Below are 22,397 nucleotides of genomic sequence, written 5' to 3' on the forward strand. Positions count from 1 at the left end.
GGTCGACCGACCAGCCCGACCGGGGTCGACCAACCAGCCCGTCCGAGGCCTGCCCGATCAACCCGGCCTGGTCGACCGACCAGCCCGTCCGGGGCTTGCGCGACCGACCAGGCCGGGGTCGCACCACCAGCCCGACCGGGGCCTGCCCGATCAACCCGGCCGGGGTCGGCCAACCAGCCCGTCCGGCGTTTGAGGACGAGGCCCGTTCAGGGCCGAAGCGGGGGTCCAGGGGGCGGCAGCCCCCGGCCGGGGTCGCACCACCAGACCGACCGGGGCCTGCCCGATCACCCCGGCCGGGGTCGACCGACCAGCCCGTCCGGCGTTTGAGGACGAGGCCCGTTCAGGGCCGAAGCGGGGGTCCAGGGGGCGGCAGCCCCCGGCCCGGCACGCCACCCCACCCGCACGCCCGGCCCACGCCACCCCACCCGAACCCCCCCGCCCAACCGCCGGAGGCCAAAGCAAGCGCTTAGTAAATTGCGGCCAGGGTCACACCGCGACACCAGTGACCCAGCCCATACGTACGGGTAACTTCCCAGACAGCCGTGCCCGTACGAACACCCTCGCCAATGGAGCCGTGATGCCCGAAGCAGTCATCGTCTCGACCGCCCGCTCACCCATCGGCCGCGCTTTCAAGGGCTCCCTGAAGGACCTGCGCCCGGACGACCTCACCGCCACGATCATCCAGGCCGCCCTCGCCAAGGTCCCCGAACTGGACCCGCGGGACATCGACGACCTGATGCTCGGCTGCGGCCTGCCCGGCGGCGAGCAGGGCAACAACCTCGGCCGCATCGTGGCGGTGCAGATGGGGATGGACCACCTCCCCGGCTGCACGATCACCCGCTACTGTTCCTCGTCCCTCCAGACCAGCCGGATGGCCCTGCACGCCATCAAGGCCGGCGAGGGCGACGTCTTCATCTCGGCCGGCGTCGAGACGGTCTCCCGGTTCGCCAAGGGCAACTCCGACAGCCTGCCCGACACCCGCAACCCGTTCTTCGCCGAGGCCGAGGCCCGCACCGCGGCCGTCGCCGCGCAGGAGGGCACCTCCTGGCACGACCCGCGTGAGGACGGCCTCGTCCCGGACGCGTACATCGCGATGGGCCAGACCGCAGAGAACCTCGCCCGCATCAAGGGCGTCACCCGTCAGGACATGGACGAGTTCGGCGTCCGCTCGCAGAACCTCGCCGAGGAAGCCATCAAGAACGGCTTCTGGGAGCGGGAGATCACCCCGGTCACGCTCCCCGACGGCACGGTCGTCAGCAAGGACGACGGTCCCCGGGCTGGCGTCACGCTGGAGGGCGTCCAGGGCCTGAAGCCGGTCTTCCGCCCCGACGGCCTGGTCACCGCGGCCAACTGCTGCCCGCTGAACGACGGCGCCGCCGCCGTCGTCGTCATGAGCGACACCAAGGCCCGCGAGCTCGGCCTCACCCCGCTCGCCCGCATCGTGTCGACCGGCGTCTCCGGCCTGTCCCCCGAGATCATGGGCCTGGGTCCGGTCGAGGCGAGCAAGCAGGCGCTGCGCCGGGCCGGCCTCACCATCGACGACATCGACCTGGTCGAGATCAACGAGGCGTTCGCGGCCCAGGTGATCCCCTCCTACCGCGAGCTCGGCATCGATCTGGACAAGCTGAACGTCAACGGCGGAGCCATCGCCGTCGGCCACCCCTTCGGCATGACGGGCGCCCGCATCACCGGCACGCTCATCAATTCCCTCCAGTTCCACGACAAGCAGTTCGGCCTGGAGACGATGTGCGTCGGCGGCGGCCAGGGCATGGCGATGGTCATCGAGCGCCTCAGCTGACCACCCCGCCCGGGGCCCTCGGCAGGGCCCCTGCGTAACCGTTTCAGCACCTGCCGTGACGGATCAGCCCGGAGTCCGGAAAGCCCCTGGATTCCGGGCCGTTCTGTGATCCAATCTCCCCCAGGATGTGACCTATCTCCCTCCCTGGAGGGATCAACCCAGCTCAGCGCCTTTCAGCCCCGAACCCCAGGCCCAAAGTCCTGCCCGTTTCGTGACGTTACGCACTGACAGTTGGATAGTCCACCCTTCAAGCTGATGTAGGAAGTCGGGGGTCGACTTTGAACCGGGAGTACGTCAGTGAGCGCCATGCCGATCGCCTTGCTGGTCACCACGGCCGCCACGGGCGCCGTGGGCGTCGCCGTCCTGCGCACCCTCTTGCAGTTGCGCCGGCAGGTGGCCGCCCTGCACACCCAGCTCGCCAAGGACGCCAGGAACGCCGAGGAGACCGCGGCCGAACTGCGCGGCTTCGTCCCGGCCGCCCGCGGCACGGCCGACGCGGCTGAGATACGCGCCGCCGTCGCCGAGGCGCTCGCGGAGGAGCGGGAGCGGGAGCTGGCCGAGGCCCGCGCCTTCTGGGCCGCCCAGGAAGGCCGTGACGCCTCCGACGCGCCCACCCTGCTGGGCCTCCCGGACAGCGAGCTGTTCCTGCCCCGCCAGACCGACTTCGTGGGCCTGGAGCCGCTGGAGTCGGTGAGCGAGCCGACCGCGGACGCCGACGAGTTCGCCGGGGAGTCCGCCGAACTGGCCGCCGCCCGCCGCCGTCACCCGTCCCACCCCGACTTCGTCCCGGTCCAGTCACCGGTCGTGAACGACCACGAGCGCACGGTCGCCACGCTCGAGGAACTGGCCGCGTCCCGGATCGAACTGACCGACGTCCGCCCGGGCCCGCTCGGCACCCTCGACGTCTACGTCTTCGCCGACGGCACCACCTTGTGCATGACCCCGGGGCACCGCGAGACGGCGGAGCGCCTCGCCGCGGCCCTCGCCGCGGGCGAGACCCCGTTCCTGCTGGGCGGCTCGGGCATCTCGGGCGCGTACACCCTGACGTTCCAGTGCGGCGCGGAGAACGTCTACATCCTGGCCGACCGGGTCATAGCGAGCCTGTGAGGCTCACACGCCCGCCCGCTTCTGCGCCTGCGCCACCAACTCCAGAGCTTCCCGAACCTGGCCCTCGTCCGTGAGTACGAGGGCCAAGTCGTGCGCGGCGACGGTGATCTGGTCGGCGGCCGCGAACATCCCGGCGTCCGGCATCTCGCGCGGCAGCGCCCCGGGCTCCTCGATGAGCTGCGCGCGCCGGGACAACTCCCTGGCCAGCGCCAGCGCCTCGGCGGCCGCGCCTCTCTGGAGCCGGCTCTGCGGGGCGGCGCGCAGACGGTCGGCGAAGTGGTCCACCGCACGGGTCAGGGACGTCGTATCAGCCACGGCGCGAGACTACGCGTCGCACCGGGACTGTTGCCAACGGGCGAACACTCAGGCACGGTGACCTGAAGGACCGGCTTACATCCCCTTTGCTACCGGAGGCGCCGATGTCCCATGTCCTCTCCGAGGAGACCCACCGCAACATACTGGCCCGCATCCCCCATTGCACCGGTCGTGAGGTCGCCGACTGGCTGCGCACCGTCGACGAAGGCCCCGCTCTCCGCTTCGAGGAGAAGGTCAGCTGGCTGCGCGCCGAGCACAACCTCGCGTACGGCCACGCCAAGGCGATCATCCACGAGTACGACCTGAGGAGGGCAGCGCGCAAACTCCTCTAGCGCGCACGCGACGCAGCACCTCCACGGACACGGAGAAGGGCCCCGGGATCAAATCCCGGGGCCCTTCTCACCGCCTGGGCGGTCGGTCTGCCGACCGGCCGCCGCTCGCGGTCGCTCAGTCGCTGTTGAGGATCGACAGGAGCCGCAGGAACTCCATGTAGATCCAGACCAGCGTCAGCGTGAGGCCGAAGGCGGCGAGCCAGGCCTCCTCGCGCGGGGCGCCGTACGCGATGCCGTCCTCGACCTGCTTGAAGTCCAGGGCGAGGAAGCAGGCACCGAGCAGGATGCCGATGACACCGAACACGATGCCGAGCGGACCGCTGCGGAAGCCGAGGCCGTCGCCGCCGCCGAAGACGGTGAACAGCAGGTTCACGGCCATCAGCAGGACGAAGCCGAGCGCCGCGGCCATCACGAAGCCGTAGAAGCGGCGGTTGACGCGGATCCAGCCCGCCTTGTACGCCACGAGCACGCCGGCGAAGACCGCCATGGTGCCCATGACCGCCTGGGCGACGACGCCGTCCGCGATGTACGTGGAGACCGCGCTGGAGATCACGCCGAGGAAGACGCCCTCGAGGGCGGCGTACGACAGGATCAGCGCGGGGGCGGCGCGGCGCTTGAACGACTGGACCAGGGCCAGCACCATGGCGACCAGACCGGCGCCGATGGCGATGCCGTACGACTTGCCGATGTTGGCCTCGTCGACGGGCAGCAGCACCCAGGACAGCACCGCGGTCAGGACGACGAGGCCGAGCGTGGTCGCGGTGCGCGCGACGACGTCGTCCATGGTCATCCGGCCGGCGGCGGCCGGGGCCTGCGGCGGGGCGCCGTACTGAAGGTCCTGCTGGGCGTAAGGGTTCTGCGCGTACGGGTTGCCGGCCTGCTGGGCGTAGGGGTTGCCCTGCTGCGTGCCGACTGCGGGTCCCCCGGCCTGCGGCGCGGCGTTGAAGCCCGCGTAGCCGTTGTCGCGGCTGAACCCCCGTCGCGAGAAGACCGGGTTTCTGCTCCTCATTGCACTCCTCCGTGGCCACACTGCGCGGCCTTGAGCTCAAGGGTAATGGGTAGGCAAAGGATTGACCCTAGTGCTTGGGGAGGATCTTTCCCTCTTGCTGCTGGCCAACACGCTACGTGGCGTCGTGATTCCCGGCACAGGAGGGCCGTATTCATGACCGAGCCGCGACATGACCGGTACCGCACGGAGACCCCCGCGCCCGTTCACCCGAACGGGAAGCCGGTGTACGCCTCGGCCAGGTCGGCCTCGGCCGCGCGGGAGGAGGCGATCCGCTCCAGCCGGGCGAGCTGGAGGCGGTCCTCGAAGGGGGTCGCGTCGGGGGCGCGGTGCAGCAGGGTGGTCATGTCGTACGAGAACCGCTCGGCCTGCCACACGCGCCGCAGACAGGTCTCGGAGTAGGCGTCCAGGAGGGCGGTGGACCCCGTGTCCCTGCGGTGCGTCAGGGCCCGCGCGAAGGTGACGACGTCCCCGACGGCGAGATTCAGCCCCTTCGCGCCGGTCGGCGGCACGATGTGGGCCGCGTCCCCGGCGAGGAACAGCCGGCCGTGCCGCATGGGCTCGTGCACATAGGAGCGCATCGGGGTGACCGACTTCTGGGTGATCGCCCCGCGCTCCAGTTTCCAGTCGTCGTCGGTCTCGAAGCGGCGCTCGAGCTCGTCCCAGATCTCGTCGTCCGCCCACGCCTGCGCGTCCGTGCCCTCGGGCACCTGGAGGTAGAGGCGGGAGACGGACGGGGAGCGCATGGACAGCAGGGCGAAGCCGCGGTCGTGGCGGGCGTAGACGAGCTCGTCGTGCGAGGGCGGCACGTCGGCGAGGATGCCGAGCCAGCCGAAGGGGTACGTCCGCTCGAAGACGCGGGTCAGCTCCTGCGGTATCGCCTGCCGCGCGACGCCCCAGAAGCCGTCGCAGCCCACGACGTAGTCGCATTCGAGGACGTCCTCGACGCCCTCGTGGCGGAAACGGACCCGCGGGTGGTCGGTGCCGGCGTCCTCGACGGCCAGCGCCTCCGCCTCGAACAGCAGCGGGCCGCCGTCCTTCAGCTGGAGGGCGATGAGGTCCTTGCACACCTCGGTCTGCGCGTAGACCGTCACGGACCGGCCGTCGGTCAGGGCGGGGAAGTCCACGCGGTGACGCCGCCGGTCGAAGCGCAGCTCGATGCCGTCGTGGCGCAGTCCCACGCGGTCCATGCGTTCCCCGGCGCCGGCCTCGCGCAGCACGTCCACCGTGCCCTGCTCCAGGATCCCGGCGCGCTGGCGCTGCTCGACATAGGCCCGGTCGCGGCTCTCCAGCACGACGGAGTCGATACCGGCGCGGTGGAGCAGACGGGCGAGGAGGAGGCCGGCGGGGCCGGCGCCGACGATGCCGACGGTGGTGCGCATCGGGCGTTTCCCTTCACTGTTCGCACAGTGAAGTTTTCTTCACTGTCTTGGTGACGTGAGTCTGCGCCCCTGTCCACCGGGTGTCAACGGTCGGTACGCGGTACGCGGGGACGCCGGACGTCGACCTGTGAAGGAAGCCGGCCGCCGCGGCGGTCAATGCCTCGATGGAGGATGCAGCGATCGCCGAGACGTCGGAAGTGCCCAGAGCCGGACTTGAACCGGCACGCCCGCGAAGGGGCAGCGAGGTTTAAGCTCGCCGTGTCTGCATTCCACCATCTGGGCAGGCCTGAGGGCTCCGCTTGAGCTTCCGACCCTATCGGGATCCGTCCCTCGAACAGCGGAACAGCGGACCGATGTTGTCTTATTTTATTGACGTCTGAGGGTGCATCAGCACATGGAACTCGCCATCCGCACTTGCCAGTAGCCTGGCGCGCGGCAACCGTTTACGTATGCGGAATGACGGAATTTCACCGTCCGAACGAGGTTGCTCCACCGGTTCTTGACGATCCGGCCGTCAGGGACGGGGGTCATCCCCAGGTATGACACGGCCGCCGGCTGTCCGACCCGAGACTGCCCTCGGAACCGGAACAGCGGGTGACTACACGGCCGTCGGCGGCCAGGACGATGGTTCACGTCCCCCAGACTTGCCGTCGTCCCGTCAGGAGCCACGCCCGTGACCACCAGCCCCCTCGCCGACCGGACCACCGCCGTGGCCGCCCGTGCCACGGACCTGTCGAAGACCTACGGACAGGGCGAGACCCAGGTGGTCGCTCTGGACCGGGTCTCGGTCGACTTCCGGCAGGCCGAGTTCACCGCGATCATGGGGCCGTCCGGCTCCGGCAAGTCCACCCTGATGCACTGCGTGGCCGGCCTCGACAGCTTCTCCTCCGGATCGGTGCGCATCGGCGACACCGAACTCGGCACGCTGAAGGACAAGCAGCTCACCAAGCTGCGCCGGGACAAGATCGGGTTCATCTTCCAGGCGTTCAACCTGCTGCCGACGCTGACGGCGATCGAGAACATCACGCTCCCGATGGACATCGCGGGCCGCAAGCCGGACAAGGAGTGGCTGGACAAGGTCATCCGGATGGTGGGGCTGGCCGACCGGCTGAGCCACCGGCCCTCGCAGCTCTCCGGCGGACAGCAGCAGCGGGTCGCCGTCGCCCGCGCCCTCGCCTCCCGGCCGGACATCATCTTCGGCGACGAGCCGACCGGAAACCTCGACTCGCGCTCGGGCGCCGAGGTGCTGGGCTTCCTGCGCAACTCGGTGCGGGAGCTGGGCCAGACGGTGGTGATGGTGACCCACGACCCGGTGGCGGCGGCCTACGCGGACCGGGTGATCTTCCTGGCGGACGGGCGGATCGTCGACGAGGTGTACGGGCCGACGGCCGACTCGGTGCTCGACCGGATGAAGCAGTTCGACGCCAAGGGCCGCACCAGCTGATCCCCCACCGGGACCGACCGCTCGTCGACGAGCAGGACTGAGAAGAACCCATGTTCCGTACCGCCTTGCGCAACGTGCTCGCGCACAAGGCCCGGCTCCTGATGACCGTGCTCGCCGTGATGCTCGGCGTGGCCTTCGTGTCGGGGACGCTGGTCTTCACCAACACCCTCTCCAACGCCCTCCAGAACAGCTCCGCCAAGGGCTTCGACCAGGTCGACGTGGCCGTCACCGCCAAGGCCCAGGACGACGTCGGCGACCGCATCGTCAAGACCCCCGAGCTGACCGAGTCGCTGCTCGAGCGCAGCGCCGGGGTTCCGGGCGCCGCGTCCGCCGTCGGCGTCGTCAACGGCTTCACGGCCATCGCCGACAAGGACGGCAAGCTCGTCGGCGGCGGCTTCCAGTCGCAGGGCGGCAACTACTGGGGCGACAAGGACGCCCGGTACCCGCTCGTCACCGGCCGCGCGCCGAGCGGTGCCGGCGAGGTCCTCATCGACTCCAGGACCGCCGAGCGGGCCGGCTACGAGGTCGGCGACACCGTGCGGATCTCCGTCGACGGCCCCGTCCTCGCCCCGCGGATCACCGGCGTCTTCACCACCGACGACGGCAATGTCGCGGCCGGCGGCAGCCTCGCCCTGTTCGACACGGCGACCGCCCAGAAGCTCTTCGGCAAGCCCGGCACCTACGACGAGATCGACGTGCGGGCCGCCGCCGGGACCTCGCAGAGCGCGCTGAAGTCCGCGCTGGACGCCGCCCTGCCGAAGGGCGAGGTCGAGACCGTCACCGGCGAGCGCCTCGCGGACGACCAGGCGGAGACGATCTCCGCCTCGATGAGCGGGATGAAGCAGGGCCTGCTGGTCTTCGCCGGGATCGCGCTGTTCGTCGGCACCTTCATCATCGCCAACACCTTCACCATGCTGGTCGCCCAGCGCACCAAGGAACTCGCGCTGATGCGGGCCGTCGGCGCCTCCCGCCGGCAGGTCACGCGGTCGGTGCTGATCGAGGCGTTCGTCGTCGGCACGGTCGCCGGGGTGACCGGCCTGGTCGCCGGTATCGGCATCGGTGCCGGGCTGCGCTCGCTGCTCGGGACGCTGGGGGCGACCGTCCCGGACGGGCCGCTCGTCGTCTCGGGCGGCACGGTGGCCGCCGCCCTCGTCGTCGGCGTCGTCATCACCATGCTGGCGGCCTGGCTGCCCGGCCGCCGGGCCGCGAAGATCCCGCCGGTCGCCGCGATGAGCAGCGTGCACGCCACCGCGAGCACCAAGTCGCTGGTGCTGCGCAACACGCTGGGCGCGCTGTTCTCGGCGGCGGGCGTCGCCGTGGTCCTGGCCGCGACGACCATGAGCGGCTCCGACGGCCAGGCCCCCATGGGTCTCGGCGCCGTCCTGCTCATCATCGGCGTGTTCATCCTGACGCCGCTGCTGTCCCGCCCGCTGATCGCGGCCGCCGCGCCCCTGCTGCGGATCTTCGGGGTGTCCGGCAAGCTGGCCCGGCAGAACTCGGTGCGCAACCCGCGCCGTACGGCGGCCACGGCCTCCGCGCTGATGATCGGTCTGACCCTGATCACCGGGATGACGGTGATGGCGGGCAGCCTCCAGAAGTCCATCGACAAGATGGCGTCCTCCGCGATCAGGGCCGACTACGTCGTGTCGATGGCGAACGGCAACGAACTCTCCGCCGACATCGACGAGAAGCTGAAGGCCGCCGACGGGGTGACCGCCACCAGCCCGATGCGCAACGCGCCCGGCCGGATCGACGGCACGACCGAGTACCTCACCGGCGTCACCGGCTCCACCATCGGCGCGCTGACCGACCTGAAGGTCGAGGACGGCTCGTTCGAGGTGGGCGGCGGACAGGTCATCGTCGACGACGCCACCGCCGAGTCCCACGGCTGGAAGGCCGGTTCGCCGTTCACGGTGAACTACGAGGACGGCAAGAAGCAGCGGCTGACGGTGTCCGCGGTCTACGAGGGCAACGAGCTGATCGAGGGCATCCTGCTGGACAACGCCGACCTCACCCCGCATCTGACGGACCCGGCCGACATGCGGGTCATGGTCAAGACCTCCGGCGGCGCCTCGGACGCCACCAAGGACCGGCTGGAGAAGGCTCTCGGCTCCAACCCGGCCGTCAAGGTCCAGAGCAAGCAGGACCTCTCCGACGAGGTCGCGCAGATGTTCACGCTGATGCTGAACATGCTCTACGGGCTGCTCGCGATGGCCGTGATCGTCGCGGTGCTCGGCGTCATCAACACCCTCGCGATGTCGGTCTTCGAGCGTTCCCAGGAGATCGGCATGCTGCGGGCCATCGGCCTGGACCGGCGCTCGGTCAAGCGGATGGTCCGGCTGGAGTCCCTGGTGATCTCGCTCTTCGGCGGGGTGCTCGGCATCGGCCTCGGCGTGTTCTTCGGCTGGGCGGCCGGTGAGCTGCTCGGCACCAGGATGGCGACGTACGAGCTGGTCGTGCCGTGGGCCAGGATGGCCGTCTTCCTGCTGCTGGCCGCCGGGGTGGGCATCCTGGCCGCGCTGTGGCCGGCCCGGCGGGCGTCGCGCCTGAACATGCTGGCCGCGATCAAGTCCGAGTAGCACGGCACCGGTTCGGGGCCCCGTCGCGTGCTGCGGCGGGGCCCCTGGCGCGTCGGGCGGCCGTCAGTTCCAGGTGCGGGCGCGCAGCGGCATCCCGGAGTCGCCCGACCCCGGCGTCCGCACGGCCAGGACCTGGTTGACGCCGATCTGGTTGCGTTCGAAGGCGACGGCGGAGGCGGCCATGTAGAGCCGCCACACCCGGGCTCGACCGGGGCTGGTGAGATGCACGGCCCGCTCCCAGCCGTCCTCCAGGCGGGCGACCCAGCGGCGCAGGGTGAGGGCGTAGTGCTCGCGGATCGACTCGACGTCACGGACCTCGAAACCGGCGCGTTCGAGCTGGCCGACCGTGGTGCCGAGGGGGGCGAGTTCACCGTCCGGGAAGACATAGGCGTCGATGAACGCGTCCACGCCGTACGCCGCCTCGTCGCGCTGCGGGCGGCGGGCGATCTGGTGGTTGAGCAGCCTGCCGCCGGGCCGGAGCAGCCCGGACAGGAGTTGCGCGTACTCCAGGTACTTCGCGGAGCCGACGTGTTCCGCCATGCCGATGGAGGAGATCGCGTCGAAGGGCCCGTCGGTGACGTCCCGGTAGTCCTGGACGCGGATGTCGATCCTGTCGGTGAGCCCGGCGTCGGCGACGCGCTTGCGGGCGAACGCCGCCTGCTCCTGGGAGAGGGTGATCCCGACGACCGTCGCGCCGTACTCGCGGGCCGCGTGGACGGCGAGGGCGCCCCAGCCGCAGCCGACGTCCAGCAGCCGCGACCCCGGTCTCAGGTCCAGCTTGCGGCAGACCAGGTCGAGTTTGTCGTACTGGGCGCGTTCGAGGGTGCTGTCCCCGGACTCCCAGTAGGCGCACGAGTAGACCATGGACGGGCCGAGGACGAGCGCGTAGAAGTCGTTGCCGACGTCGTAGTGGTGGCTGATGGCGCGCCGGTCGGTGCGGCGGGTGTGGAGGTGGCCGGTGCGGCGGACCTCTTCGCGCGGCGGGGCGGGCGGCAGCGGCGGTCCGGCGAGCTTCAGCAGGCCGCGCACCGCGGCGCGGAACCCGGGGTCGCGCATCGCCTGGGCGAGCGTACGGGCGTCCTCGGAGCGCTCCCAGATCAGACCGGAGAGCAGGCCCAGAGCGGTGTACAGATCGCCCTCGATCTCCAGGTCGCCGGCCACCCAGGCGCGGGCGAGGCCGAGTTCACCGGGTTTGAAGAGGAGCCGGCGCAGGGCCCGGCGATTGCGTACGACCAGGGTCGGCGCGCCGGGCGGGCCCGCCTGCGAACCGTCCCAGGCGCGGACGCGCACCGGGAAGGGGGCTCCCAGCAACTGTTCGACGAGGGCATGGAGCCGCGGCGCGGCGTCAGCCATGATGCACACCTCCGTGACGGGTGATCCCGCGATGTCCTGACACCACGTAAACACGGAAGAGCGCGCCGTCCAGTCCCGCGCGGCCGTCATGGCTCGGCAAAATACATGTATGTAACATGTGTCGGCTCCGGCGGCGGGACGGCCCGCACGCCGAAGGGGCCGTCCGCACCACGGATGGCGGACGGCCCCTTCGGGGGTGGTTCGGTGACCTGCGGCCCGGGGACCGGAGGCCGGTGCCTCACGGCCGGCCGGCCGAGGGCCGGGGACCGGAGGCCGGGTGACCGGAGGTCAGGAGGCCTTGGCCTTCTCGTTCTCGGTCTTCGCGGCGGCCGGCTTCGCGGCGACCGGCGCCGGCTTCGCGGCCTCGTAGAACTCCTCGCGCGGGGACTCCAGCGCACCGAGCGCCACGACCTCGCGCTTGAGGAACATGCCGAGCGTCCAGTCGGCGAAGACGCGGATCTTACGGTTCCACGTCGGCATCGCCATGCCGTGGTAGCCGCGGTGCATGTACCACGCGAGGCGGCCCTTGACCTTGATCTTCATCTTGCCCATGACGATCATCGCGACACCCTTGTGGAGGCCGAGGCCCGCCACCGCACCCTTGTTGGCGTGCGAGTACTCCTTCTGCGGGAAGCCCCGCATACCGGAGATCACGTTGTCGCCGAGGACCTTGGCCTGCCGCAGCGCGTGCTGCGCGTTCGGCGGGCACCAGGCGTTCTCGACCCCGGCCTTGCGGGCGGCGACGTCGGGGACCTGGGCGTTGTCGCCGGCGGCCCAGATGTAGTCGGTGCCCTGGACCTGGAGGGTCGGGGCCGTGTCGACGTGACCACGCGGACCCAGCGGCAGGCCGTAGCGGGCCAGCACCGGGTTGGGCTTGACGCCGGCCGTCCACACGATCGTGTTGGAGTCGACCTCGAGGCCGTTCTTCAGCACCACGTGGCCGTCGACGCAGGAGTCCATGGAGGTGGAGAGGTAGATCTCCACACCGCGGCCCTCGAGGTGCTCCTTGCCGTACTGGCCCAGCTTGGGACCGACCTCGGGAAGGATCTTGTCGGCGGCGTCGACGAGGATGAAGCGCATGTCCTCGCGGGACACCGTCTTGTAGTACTTGGCCGCGTCCCGGGCCAGGTCCTCGACCTCACCGATGGTCTCCGCACCGGCGAAGCCGCCGCCGATGAAGACGAAGGTGAGCGCCTTGCGGCGGATCTCCTCGTCGGTCGTGGAGTCGGCCTTGTCCAGCTGCTCGAGGACGTGGTTGCGCAGGCCGATGGCCTCCTCGACGCCCTTCATGCCGATGCCCTGTTCGGCGAGGCCGGGGATCGGGAAGGTGCGGGAGACCGCGCCGAGCGCGACCACCAGGTAGTCGAAGGGCAGCTCGTACGCCTCGCCGACCAGCGGGGCGATCGTGGCGACCTTGCGGTCCTGGTCGATGGTGGTGACCCGGCCGGTGAGGACCTCCGCCTTGGGCAGCACGCGTCGCAGCGGGACGACGACGTGGCGCGGGGAGATGTTGCCGGCGGCGGTTTCGGGGAGGAAGGGCTGGTAGGTCATGTACGACCGGGGGTCGACGACCGTGACGGTCGCCTCGCCGTAGCGCATCTTCTTCATGATGCGCCGAGCTGCGTACAGGCCTACGTACCCACCGCCTACTACGAGGATCCTGGGACGCTCCGTGGTGCTCATGCCATCGAGTATCCACCCGGTCGAGGGGGGTCGCTCGTGCGCCCCTTCACAAGCTTCTCGGGGGTGTGTGCTATCCTCCGCGGCCCGCGTGATCCACGTCATGGCGCCGAGCGGGAACCAGCGTGTACGGCATGGCGTTGTCAATGCCGCGTGAGCTGCCTCTCCGGGCTCGGAAGGGCTCTGTGAGGACCGCCAGAACCCCATTCGCGGACCTTCTCGATACGTCCGCGCCCGCCTCTTTTGAACACGTTCACACGGGTGTTGAGCCCCCGGAAGGGTCAACGACGACACGTCTGTCCTCCGACAGGGCCGAATTCCTTGTGAAGAACTTCACGAACTTTCCCGAGCGGGTGCCTCCGGAACGCGTCCGAGGGGCCGCCAAGGGCCCCTCGGGTCTGCTCATACGGGCATCCTGCCTGCTCAGCAGAGTGCAAGTAGCGGCTCTGCCGGAGTCACGCGATGGACCACGCGATGCCGTCGAGGATGTCGTGCTCGCTCACCACGACCTCCCGCGCGCCGATCCGCTCCATGATCGCCAGCAGGACGAGCGCGCCCGCCGCGATCACGTCCACCCGGCCCGGGTGCATCGCCGGATACGCCGCGCGCTGTGCGTGGGTGGCCCGCAGCAGGTCGTCGCTGATGCTCCTGACCCGCTCGAGACCGATCCGCGCGTGGTGGATCCTCTCGGAGTCGTACGCCTCCAGGCCCAGGGCGATCGCCGCGACCGTGGTCACCGAACCGGCCAGGCCGACCAGGGTGTGCGCCTCGCGCAGCGGGACGGTCCGCTCGGCGAGGTCGAGCGCGGCCTCGATGTCGGCGCGCATCGCCGCGATCTGCCCGGCGGTGGGCGGGTCGGTGACCTTCCCGTCCACCACGAGGTGCCGCTCCGTCATCCGGACACAGCCCACGTCCACCGAGCGCGCGGCACGCACCCCTTCGTCGCCGACCACGAACTCGGTCGAGCCGCCGCCGATGTCCACCACCAGGAACGGTTTGGCCAGGTCGGCCCGCCCCTTCAGTTCCTTCGTCGCGCCGGTGAAGGAGAACTCGGCCTCCTGGTCGCCGGTGATGACCTCGGGCTCGACGCCGAGGATGTCCAGCACCCCGCGCACGAACTCGTCCCGGTTCTCCGCGTCCCGGGAGGCGGAGGTGGCGACGAAGCGCAGCCGCTGCGCGCCGTACTCCTTGACGGCGGCCGCGTACTCCCGGCAGGCCGCGAAGGTCCGCTCCAGCGCCTCGGGGGCGAGCCGTCCGGTGCGGTCGACGCCCTGGCCCAGGCGGACGATCGTCATCCGGCGGTCCAGGTCGACCAGCTCGCCGGTCCGCGGATCGGCGTCGGCGACCAGGAGGCGGATCGAGTTCGTACCGCAGTCGATGGCGGCGACCCGGGTCACCGGGCGGCTCCCGTCGCGTCGTCCCGCGCCACACAGGTGCCCTTGCGCCACCACTGCGGGAGCATCGCCAGGGCCTCGTCGCCGAGGGGGTTCACGCCCGGGCCGGCGGCCAGGGAGTGCGCGACGAGCACGTGCAGGCACTTCACCCGGTCCGGCATGCCGCCCGCGCTGGGGAAGTTCTTCAGTTCCTCGATCTCGTCCCGGCGCCGGATGTAGTCCTCGTGCGCGGCGCGGTAGGAGGCCGCCAGCTCCGGGTCGGTCCCGAGCCGCTCGGTCATCTCCTTCATCACGCCGTTCGCCTCGAGCGTGCCGATGGCCGAGTTGGCCTTCGGGCACGTCAGGTAGTACAGCGTGGGGAAGGGGGTGCCGTCGGGCAGGCGGGGGGCCGTCTCCACGACGTCCGGTTCACCGCAGGGGCAGCGGTGCGCGATCGCGCGCAGTCCGCGCGGCGGCCGTCCGAGCTGCTGCTTGAAGGCCTCGACATCCGCGTCGGTGGGCTCGGTGCGCGGGGTGGTCGGCGGGGGCGTTTCCATGCCTGTCTTTCTATCGGTTCCGGCTACCGGTTCCGACCACCGGTGGGTCCACCGGTGGTCACCGGTCGGTTCTCACCGGTCGGCTGTCGCCGGTCGGTCGGGGCCGGACGGTTGTCACGGGACGGTCGGGGCCGGACGGTTGTCGCGGGTCGGTCACTGGTCGGAGGCGTCGGACTTGTCGACGCCGTCCCAGACGTTCGCGTACCAGGGGCGGTCGGCCGCCCCGAGGTCGGCGCGGGACTGCCTGGCCGCGTCCGGGTCGATCACCACGAACCCGGTCTCCCCCGGCAGCACGTAGTGCAGCCGCTGCCGGATCTGCTGCTCGGCGTAGGCGTCGTCCTGCCAACGCGCCTTGAGGTCGCGCAGCTGCTCGACGCGTTCGCTCGCCTTCTGCTTCTCGCGCTCCAGATCGGCGATCTCGGCGCGCTGGGAGACGTACTGGCGCATCGGGTAGGCCAGGGCCACGATCAGCGTGCACAGGACGAGCGCGAGGAGCGCCGCGCGGCCGGTGAGCCGGGAGCGGCGCGCCTGGCGCTTGGTCTGGGAGCGGTAGACCCGGGCCGCGGTCTGCTCGCCGAGCAGCTTGATCCTGGTCGCGGTGGAGAAACGGTCCCGGTCCTTCACGGCCACAGCTTCCCGCCTCCCGTCTCACACGTGCGTACGTCCCCGCACACGGTACGGGACCGGGTACGGGGACGTACGTACGACTGGCGGAGCCTCGACCCGGTTCGGGCCGGCGGCCTCAGCCCGGGCTCAGCCCTTGAAGCGCGGGAAGGCGCTGCGACCGGCGTACACCGCGGCGTCGTCGAGGATCTCCTCGATGCGCAGCAGCTGGTTGTACTTGGCGACACGGTCCGAGCGGGCCGGGGCGCCGGTCTTGATCTGACCGCAGTTCACCGCGACCGCGAGGTCGGCGATGGTGACGTCCTCGGTCTCGCCGGAGCGGTGGGACATCATGCACTTGAAGCCGTTGCGCTGGGCCATCTCGACGGCGTCCAGGGTCTCGGTCAGCGAACCGATCTGGTTGACCTTGACGAGCAGGGCGTTGGCGGAGCCCTCCTCGATGCCGCGGGCCAGGCGCTCCGGGTTGGTGACGAAGAGGTCGTCGCCGACGATCTGGACCTTGTCGCCCAGCTTCTGGGTGATGACGTTCCAGCCGGCCCAGTCGTCCTCGTACAGCGGGTCCTCGATGGAGACGAGCGGGTACGCGGAGACGAGCTCCTCGTAGTACTCGGTCATCTCGGCGGCCGAGCGGGACTTGCCCTCGAACTCGTACTTGCCGTCCTTGTAGAACTCGGACGCGGCGACGTCGAGCGCGAGCGCGATCTGCTCGCCCGGCACGTAACCGGCCTGCTTGATGGCCTCGATGATGAGGTCGAGCGCGGCGCGGTTGGACTCCAGGTTCGGGGCGAAGCCGCCCTCGTCGCCGAGACCGGTGGACAGGCCCTTGGTCTTCAGCACCTTCTTGAGGGTGTGGTAGACCTCGGCGCCCCAGCGCAGGGCCTCGGAGAAGGACTCCGCGCCGATCGGGGCGATCATGAACTCCTGGATGTCCACGTTGGAGTCGGCGTGCGAGCCGCCGTTCAGGATGTTCATCATCGGCACCGGCAGCAGGTGCGCGTTGGGGCCGCCCAGGTAACGGAACAGCGGCAGGTCGCTGGCCTCGGAGGCGGCGTGCGCGACGGCGAGCGAGACGCCGAGGATGGCGTTGGCGCCGAGCGAGCCCTTGTTGTCGGTGGCGTCCAGGTCGAACATGGCCTGGTCGATCAGGCGCTGCTCGGTGGCGTCGTAGCCGACGAGCTCCGGGCCGATCTGCTCGATGACGGCGAGGACGGCCTTCTCGACACCCTTGCCCAGGTAACGGTTGGGGTCGCCGTCGCGGAGCTCGATGGCTTCGAAGGCACCGGTGGAGGCGCCGGACGGAACGGCGGCACGACCCGTGCTGCCGTCGTCGAGGCCGACCTCGACCTCGACCGTGGGGTTGCCTCGGGAGTCCAGGATTTCCCGGGCTACGACGACGTCGATGGACGGCACGAGCATCTCCTTCTTGGGATGTGACGCTGGTTGTGCGGGACCCGGGGGCCTTGATGAGCCCCTGCCGGGCCTTGCGACTAGAGCCTAACCGCCCCGGGACCGTCGGCAGCCGACCGACCGTCCCGTGGACAGACAGACGGTACCTATTGTTTCCGCCCGGAACAAAGGGGGTGGCCGAGAAAGGCCGACAGGAAGTGACGAACGGGCGAAGAGAAGGCCTCGCGCCGGGCTGCCCGGCAGACCGGCAGACCGGCAGACCGGCTTCCCGGCTTCCCGGCTTCCCGGCTTCCCGGCTTCCCGGCTTCCCGGCAAAGAGAAACCCCGCTCCGGTGCGTACGGGGGAACACGCACCGGAGCGGGGGGCCCGTGGGGACGGGGGGGACCCTCACGAGGTCTTCAGTGTGCCGACCTCGGATGTGAGGGCGCTGTGGCTTCTCTGGGGGCCAGGTGTCACTTCGGGCGCCGTGTCACTTCGGGGGCGGTGTCACTTCAGGCGCCGCGCGTCACTTCAGGTGGAGCTGCTGGCCCGGGTAGATCAGGTCGGCGTCGGTGACGATGTCCTTGTTCAGGTCGAACAGCTTCGCCCAGCCGCCCGCGACCTTGTGCTTCTCGGCGATGGAGCTGAGGGTGTCACCCTTGACGACCTTGTACTCGCCGTCACCCTTCTTGACCTTCTTGCCGGTCGGGGTGGTGACCGTCTTGGAGGCGGCCGGGCGGTCGGTCGAGCGGGAGGCGCTCTGCTCCTCGGTCGAGCGGCTGCTGGTGCTGCCGCTGTTCGACGAGCCGGCGGAGTCGGAGGAGCCGGAGCCCGAGGACTCGGCGGCGGAGCCGTTGTAGGCCGCGCCGGACAGGCCGGTGCCGCAGACCGGCCAGGCACCCTTGCCCTGACCCGCGAGGACCTTCTCGCCGATGGCTATCTGCTGGGACTTGGAGGCCTGGTCGGCGGTGGAGGCGTAGGCGGTGCCGCCGTACGCGGCCCAGGTGGACGCCGAGAACTGGAGGCCGCCGTAGTAGCCGTTGCCGGTGTTGATGGACCAGTTGCCACCGGACTCGCACTGGGCGACCGCGTCCCATTCGGAGGCGGTGGCGGCGGAGGCGTTGCCGGCCGCCATCAGCGGGGCGGCGATGGCGACACCGGTGACGCCGGCGAGTGCGGCGACGCGGGTGGCCTTGGCGGGGCGACGGTGCTTGCCCTTACCGGAAAACAGCATGGTGGATCCCCTCACCGACGCCTACGAGGTGAGCTGTCGGGTTCGGGCCTGTGAGTTGCCCGGCCACTTTCCGTCCGCCGGAGCGCTGCTCCGTGGGAGGTGTGGCTTCACCCCGAGCCGTCCCGGTCGACCGACCGGTCCGGCACTTACCTTGGGTCCCCCGCTCCTGCCTACGGCGCTTGACGCGACGACTGTTCCCGGGGCGTCGCTGGCAGGATTCGGCGTTGCGACGGCCGGGGCCCGGGTTGCCGAGCGGCCTCGACCGTAGACACGCGATCGGCGGAATTTCAAAGACGATCAGGGCTTCTGAGACTCATCCCACACTTTCACCAAACCGGACATTCGGCGCGAAGCGTGACGTGAACTCCCGCTGTTTTTCTTGGGCTTTGCGCCCTATTCCACCCCTGTGTCGAGGGTCTGACCGGCGGCGATGTTGCTCGGGTCGACGCCGATGAGGTCCAGGTTCTCGGCGTAGAGGGCACGCCATCCGCCGTCCAGGCCAAGGGAGTCGGCGATGGAGGCGAGCGAGTCGCCCTCCTGGACGACATAGGTGGCCGCGGCGTGCCGGCCGGCCGAGGCGGTGGTGGTGCCGTCCGCGCCGCTGTCGGTCGCGCTCTTGGTCGCGGCCTCGTCGGCGGTGGCGCCGCGGTGCTTGCCGGAGCCGAGCGAGCCGGTGTCGACAAGGCTCCAAGAACCTTCGTCCTGGACGTATTTGTCCGACTCGTCCGCACCCGGGGTCGCCGAGGACGAGGCGTCGGCCGTCGAACCGTCGCTCCGGCCGCCGGAGCCACCGGACGTGCCGGAGCCGTCGACGGCGGAGGAGGAAGAGGACGAAGGGGAGGAAGCGGACGCCGAGGGCGAACCGGAGGAATCGGCGGACGAGTCGGACGAACCCGTCGAGGAGTCCTCGCCGGCCGAGGAGTTCGAAGAGCCCGAGGATCCGGACAACCCCTTGGACAGGTCGGACAATCCGGAAGACCCAGAGGAGTCGGACGAGTCGGACGAGTCGTCCGCCACGCCGGTGTCCACGCTCAGCGCGCCGTTCTCCTGGGTGAGCCCGGAGCTCAACCCGCAGGTGCCCCAGGCGCCGATCCCGTCGGCCGCGAGCACCTTCTGCGCCACGGCGATCTGCTGGCTGCGGCTGGCCAGGTCGGGGCTCGCCGCGTAGTCGAGGCCGCCGTAGGTCTCCCAGTCCTTCTGGCTGAGGCTCAGCCCGCCGTACTCGCCGCCGCCCTCGTCGGCACTCCACGAGCCGCCGGTCTCGCACTGCGCCACCTTGTCCCACACCGTGCCGTCGGCCGCGCTCGCGCCGGAGGCGGCGAGCAGCGGGATGGCGATGGCGGAGCCCGTCACTCCGGCCGCGACCAACAGGGCCGGGGCCTGGCGGGGGCGACGGTGACGACCGTTCCCGGAGAGCATGCGAGGGGCCTTTCTCTGGACAGCACTGACCGGCGCGGCGGGTGGAACCGTTGCGTCGCGCTGACGAGAGAACGTATCGGCAGACGATCACTTGTCACAAGTTCATGCCGCGCAGATCACGTGAAGATCACAGACTTGAGGGTCGGTCACCTTTGCTCCGCCGAACGGTCACACTCCGGCTGACATCCGGTCAGACGCGGTCCACCTATGAACCGGAATGCACCGGACTGAACTCGACCGGCAAAGTCCGCAGTCCGCGCATGATGAGCCCACCGCGCCACCTCAACTCCCCCGGATCCACCGCCAGTCGCAGATCGGGCAGCCGGGTGAGCAGGGTGGCCAGCGCGGTCTGGCCCTCCAGCCGGGCCAGCGGGGCTCCCAGGCAGTAGTGGATGCCGTGGCCGTAGCCGAGGTGCTGATTGTCACGTCGGGACAGGTCGAGGGTGTCGGGATCCGAGAAGCGCGCCGGGTCACGGTCGGCCGCGGCCAGCACCACGAGCACCGGGTCGCCCGGCGCGACGTCCTGCCCGCCGATGCTCAGCGGCTCGGTCGCGAACCGCCAGGTGGCGAGTTCCACCGGGCCGTCGTAGCGCAGGAGTTCCTCGACACCGGTCTCGAGGAGACCGCGGTCGCCGTCGTCCTCGGTGAGCGACCGCTGGAGCCGCGCGCGCTGCTCGGGGTGGGTGAGGAGGGCGTAGGTGCCGTTGCCGATGAGATTGACCGTTGTCTCGAAGCCCGCGAACAGCAGGATGAAGGCCATGGCCGCCGCCTCGTTCTCGGTGAGGTGCTCGCCGTGGTCCGAGGCCCGGATCAGACCGGAGATGAGGTCCTCACCGGGAGCCGGGTCGGCGGGAAGCTCCGCGCGCTTGCGGTGGATCAGCTCCAGCAGGTACCCGCGCATCTTCTTCACCGACCGCGCGACACCGCCCCTCGGCCCCCCGCCGTGCCGGATCATCATCCCCGCCCAGTCCCGGAAGTCGTCCTGGTCCTCGCGCGGGACGCCCAGGAGGTCGCAGATCGCGTAGATGGGGAGGGGGAAGGCGAAGTCGTGGATGAGGTCGGCCTTCCCCTCGGCGGCGAACCGGTCGATGAGCCGGTCCGTGAGCTCCTGGACCCGGGGCGCGAACTCGGCGACCCGGCGCGGGGTGAAGGCCTTGCTGACGAGGCGGCGCAGCCGGGTGTGGTCCGGCGGGTCGATGTTGAGCAGATGCGTCATCAGCTCGGCCTTGCGCTCACCGGGGATGCCCGTCCTGCCCCTGGCGTGCGCCGGTTCGTCGTGGTGTGCCGGGTTCTTGGAGAGCCGCTGGTCGGCGAGGGCCTGTTTCGCGTCGGCGTACCGGGTGACCAGCCAGGCCTCGACACCACTGGGCAGGACGGTGCGGTGCACGGGCGCGTGCTCACGCAACCAGGCGTAGGCCGGGTACGGGTCGGTCGCGAACTCCCAGGTGAAGAGTTCGGGAGCGGTGCTGTCCGGGTGGTCTGTGCGGGGCTGCTCGGTCACTCCCCGACCGTAGCGGTGCCCCCGGCGCGCCGCGCGAGCGGCTTCCGCGCGAGCGGCTTCCGCCCGAGCGGGGTGCCGCTGGCCGGCGGCCGCGGGCGCGCCGCGCGAGCGGCTTCCGCGTGGCGGGGGTGCCCCTGGCCGGCGGCCGCGCGGACCTCCGCCTCTCGTTCCCCGCAAGTCTTCGCGCCCGACGCCCGGCATCCCGCGCCCGGCGCCCCGCGCCCCGCGCCCCTCACCGTTCACCCGGCACCCGGCACCCGGCACCCGGTGAACGCGGATCGGGAACGCACCGTGCTAACCATCGACCCCCTCGACACCCCGGATCGCGTCCCGGTACGCCCGGGCCGCCGCGCGCAGGGCCGCCTCCGGGTCGACGCCCTCCGCTTCGGCTCGGGCCGCGAGGGCCAGCAGTTCGTAACCGATGCCCTCGGCCGCCGGCAGCGGTACCTCCAGGCGTGCGGTGCGGGCCCGGGACACCAGCTTCGTCGCGAGGGCGAGGCCGGGCTGGTGGAGGGGGACGCCGTCCGTCACGGACTCGCGCCGCTTCTCCACCGCCTTGGTGCGCAGCCAGTGCTCCTTCACCTCTTCCGGCGTGGTGGCCGTGGCGTCGCCGAAGACATGGGGGTGGCGGTGGATCAGCTTGGCGACGATCGTGCCCGCCACGTCGTCGATGGAGAACGGGGACTCCTCGTCCTCCTCGGCGATGCGGGCGTGGAAGACGACCTGGAGCAGGACGTCGCCCAGCTCCTCGCGGAGTTCGTCGTGGTCGCCGTCCTCGATCGCCTCGACCAGTTCGTACGACTCCTCGACCGCGTACTTCGCCAGCCCCTGGTGGGTCTGCCGGGAGGACCACGGGCATTCGGCGCGGATCCGGTCCATGACCTGGACGAGGTCGAGGAGCCGGGCGCCGGGGAGGTCGTAGGAGGCGGGGAGCAGTTCCAGTTCAGGCATGGACACGCGGCCGGAGCCGGCCAGCCGGGCCAGCCCGTCGGTGAGGGCCGGTTCGCCCTCACCGGTGGCCACGACCACGACCGTGCGGCCGCCGGCACAGGCGGCGAGCAGTTCCTCGGCAGTCGGGGAGGTCTCCGCGACCGTGACGCCCGCGTCCCGCAGATAGGGCAGCTGCGGATGCGCGCCGTCCGCGCACAGCACCCGGTCCGCCGTGCGCAGGGTCTGCCACGCGGGCCAGGACAGCAGGCCGGGGGCGACCCGGTGGCTGGTGGTGAGCAGGACGACGCGGCCGGGGGCGTCGGCCTCGGTGGGGGCGGCGGCGGGGCTGATGTCGTTCACACCCCGAACGTAACCC

The 22,397-nt window shown here is 70.8% G+C and carries 18 protein-coding genes, 1 tRNA gene and 1 riboswitch; of the genes, 5 read left to right on the forward strand and 14 right to left on the reverse strand.

Going from position 1 to position 22,397, the window contains the following annotated elements; genetic code table 11:
• Window positions 1-577: 577 nt before the first annotated feature.
• Both AOQ37_RS16085 and AOQ37_RS16090 read left to right on the forward strand, forming a co-directional pair.
• Window positions 578-1,798 carry an acetyl-CoA C-acetyltransferase gene (locus tag AOQ37_RS16085; protein WP_062645214.1) on the forward strand — a complete coding sequence of 407 codons (1,221 nt, stop codon included), beginning with the start codon at window positions 578-580 and terminating at the stop codon, window positions 1,796-1,798.
• 297 nt (window positions 1,799-2,095) lie between these two features.
• A complete protein-coding gene (locus AOQ37_RS16090; protein ID WP_062645215.1) occupies window positions 2,096-2,905 on the forward strand; it encodes a hypothetical protein in 810 nt (269 codons plus the stop codon).
• A gap of 3 nt (window positions 2,906-2,908) precedes the next feature.
• Here the strand turns inward: AOQ37_RS16090 and AOQ37_RS16095 are convergent, their stop codons facing one another.
• Entirely contained in the window at window positions 2,909-3,190 is a 282-nt protein-coding gene (locus tag AOQ37_RS16095) for a hypothetical protein (RefSeq protein ID WP_062645216.1), read from the reverse strand.
• A 134-nt stretch (window positions 3,191-3,324) separates the two neighbouring features.
• On the opposite strand from AOQ37_RS16095, the gene AOQ37_RS16100 reads away from it, so the two are divergent.
• On the forward strand, window positions 3,325-3,552 hold the full coding sequence (locus tag AOQ37_RS16100) for a DUF4287 domain-containing protein (RefSeq protein WP_020128488.1): 228 nt from the start codon (window positions 3,325-3,327) through the stop codon (window positions 3,550-3,552).
• Window positions 3,553-3,667: 115 nt separating this feature from the next.
• Here AOQ37_RS16100 and AOQ37_RS16105 read toward each other — a convergent pair whose 3' ends face one another.
• The 3 genes from AOQ37_RS16105 to AOQ37_RS16115 form a co-directional block, all read right to left on the reverse strand.
• Window positions 3,668-4,561, reverse strand: a complete 894-nt coding sequence (locus tag AOQ37_RS16105; protein WP_062645217.1) for a Bax inhibitor-1/YccA family protein — start codon at window positions 4,559-4,561, stop codon at window positions 3,668-3,670.
• A 203-nt stretch (window positions 4,562-4,764) separates the two neighbouring features.
• Window positions 4,765-5,940: a 4-hydroxybenzoate 3-monooxygenase gene (locus AOQ37_RS16110; protein WP_062645218.1), complete on the reverse strand. Its 1,176-nt coding sequence runs from the start codon at window positions 5,938-5,940 to the stop codon at window positions 4,765-4,767.
• A 198-nt stretch (window positions 5,941-6,138) separates the two neighbouring features.
• Window positions 6,139-6,222, reverse strand: a tRNA-Leu gene (locus AOQ37_RS16115).
• A gap of 391 nt (window positions 6,223-6,613) precedes the next feature.
• Here AOQ37_RS16115 and AOQ37_RS16120 point away from each other — a divergent pair.
• Window positions 6,614-7,384, forward strand: a complete 771-nt coding sequence (locus AOQ37_RS16120; RefSeq protein ID WP_062645219.1) for an ABC transporter ATP-binding protein — start codon at window positions 6,614-6,616, stop codon at window positions 7,382-7,384.
• A gap of 50 nt (window positions 7,385-7,434) precedes the next feature.
• The gene (locus AOQ37_RS16125) at window positions 7,435-9,963 is read left to right on the forward strand and encodes an ABC transporter permease (RefSeq protein ID WP_062645220.1); all 2,529 of its coding nucleotides are present in this window, start codon (window positions 7,435-7,437) and stop codon (window positions 9,961-9,963) included.
• A gap of 63 nt (window positions 9,964-10,026) precedes the next feature.
• Here the strand turns inward: AOQ37_RS16125 and AOQ37_RS16130 are convergent, their stop codons facing one another.
• From AOQ37_RS16130 to AOQ37_RS16175, 10 genes are all read right to left on the reverse strand, one after another.
• Complete coding sequence (locus AOQ37_RS16130; protein WP_062645221.1) at window positions 10,027-11,316, reverse strand: class I SAM-dependent methyltransferase; 1,290 nt, start codon at window positions 11,314-11,316, stop codon at window positions 10,027-10,029.
• A gap of 288 nt (window positions 11,317-11,604) precedes the next feature.
• Window positions 11,605-12,999: an NAD(P)/FAD-dependent oxidoreductase gene (locus tag AOQ37_RS16135; RefSeq protein WP_062645222.1), complete on the reverse strand. Its 1,395-nt coding sequence runs from the start codon at window positions 12,997-12,999 to the stop codon at window positions 11,605-11,607.
• A 452-nt stretch (window positions 13,000-13,451) separates the two neighbouring features.
• Window positions 13,452-14,393, reverse strand: coding sequence for a Ppx/GppA phosphatase family protein (locus AOQ37_RS16140; RefSeq protein ID WP_062645223.1), 942 nt, complete (start codon window positions 14,391-14,393; stop codon window positions 13,452-13,454).
• On the reverse strand, window positions 14,390-14,926 hold the full coding sequence (locus AOQ37_RS16145; RefSeq protein WP_062645224.1) for a DUF501 domain-containing protein: 537 nt from the start codon (window positions 14,924-14,926) through the stop codon (window positions 14,390-14,392). The genes AOQ37_RS16140 and AOQ37_RS16145 overlap by 4 nt, the downstream gene beginning before the upstream one ends.
• Before the next feature lie 153 nt (window positions 14,927-15,079).
• Window positions 15,080-15,556, reverse strand: coding sequence for an FtsB family cell division protein (locus AOQ37_RS16150; RefSeq protein WP_062645225.1), 477 nt, complete (start codon window positions 15,554-15,556; stop codon window positions 15,080-15,082).
• Window positions 15,557-15,679: 123 nt separating this feature from the next.
• Window positions 15,680-16,966 (reverse strand): phosphopyruvate hydratase, encoded by a 1,287-nt coding sequence (gene eno, locus AOQ37_RS16155; protein ID WP_062645226.1) that lies wholly within the window; start codon window positions 16,964-16,966, stop codon window positions 15,680-15,682.
• A 497-nt stretch (window positions 16,967-17,463) separates the two neighbouring features.
• Window positions 17,464-18,171, reverse strand: coding sequence for a LysM peptidoglycan-binding domain-containing protein (locus AOQ37_RS16160; protein ID WP_062645227.1), 708 nt, complete (start codon window positions 18,169-18,171; stop codon window positions 17,464-17,466).
• Between the two features lie 3 nt (window positions 18,172-18,174).
• A riboswitch (cyclic di-AMP (ydaO/yuaA leader) is annotated at window positions 18,175-18,359 on the reverse strand.
• Window positions 18,360-18,564: 205 nt separating this feature from the next.
• Window positions 18,565-19,590 carry a LysM peptidoglycan-binding domain-containing protein gene (locus AOQ37_RS16165; protein WP_062645228.1) on the reverse strand — a complete coding sequence of 342 codons (1,026 nt, stop codon included), beginning with the start codon at window positions 19,588-19,590 and terminating at the stop codon, window positions 18,565-18,567.
• A 205-nt stretch (window positions 19,591-19,795) separates the two neighbouring features.
• Entirely contained in the window at window positions 19,796-21,091 is a 1,296-nt protein-coding gene (locus AOQ37_RS16170; RefSeq protein ID WP_062645229.1) for a cytochrome P450 family protein, read from the reverse strand.
• A 294-nt stretch (window positions 21,092-21,385) separates the two neighbouring features.
• On the reverse strand, window positions 21,386-22,381 hold the full coding sequence (locus AOQ37_RS16175) for a nucleoside triphosphate pyrophosphohydrolase (protein WP_062645230.1): 996 nt from the start codon (window positions 22,379-22,381) through the stop codon (window positions 21,386-21,388).
• Between the last annotated feature and the right edge of the window lie 16 nt (window positions 22,382-22,397).

Origin of the sequence: Streptomyces maremycinicus, assembly GCF_001184025.1 — a bacterium.
GTDB classification, from domain to species: domain Bacteria; phylum Actinomycetota; class Actinomycetes; order Streptomycetales; family Streptomycetaceae; genus Streptomyces; species Streptomyces maremycinicus.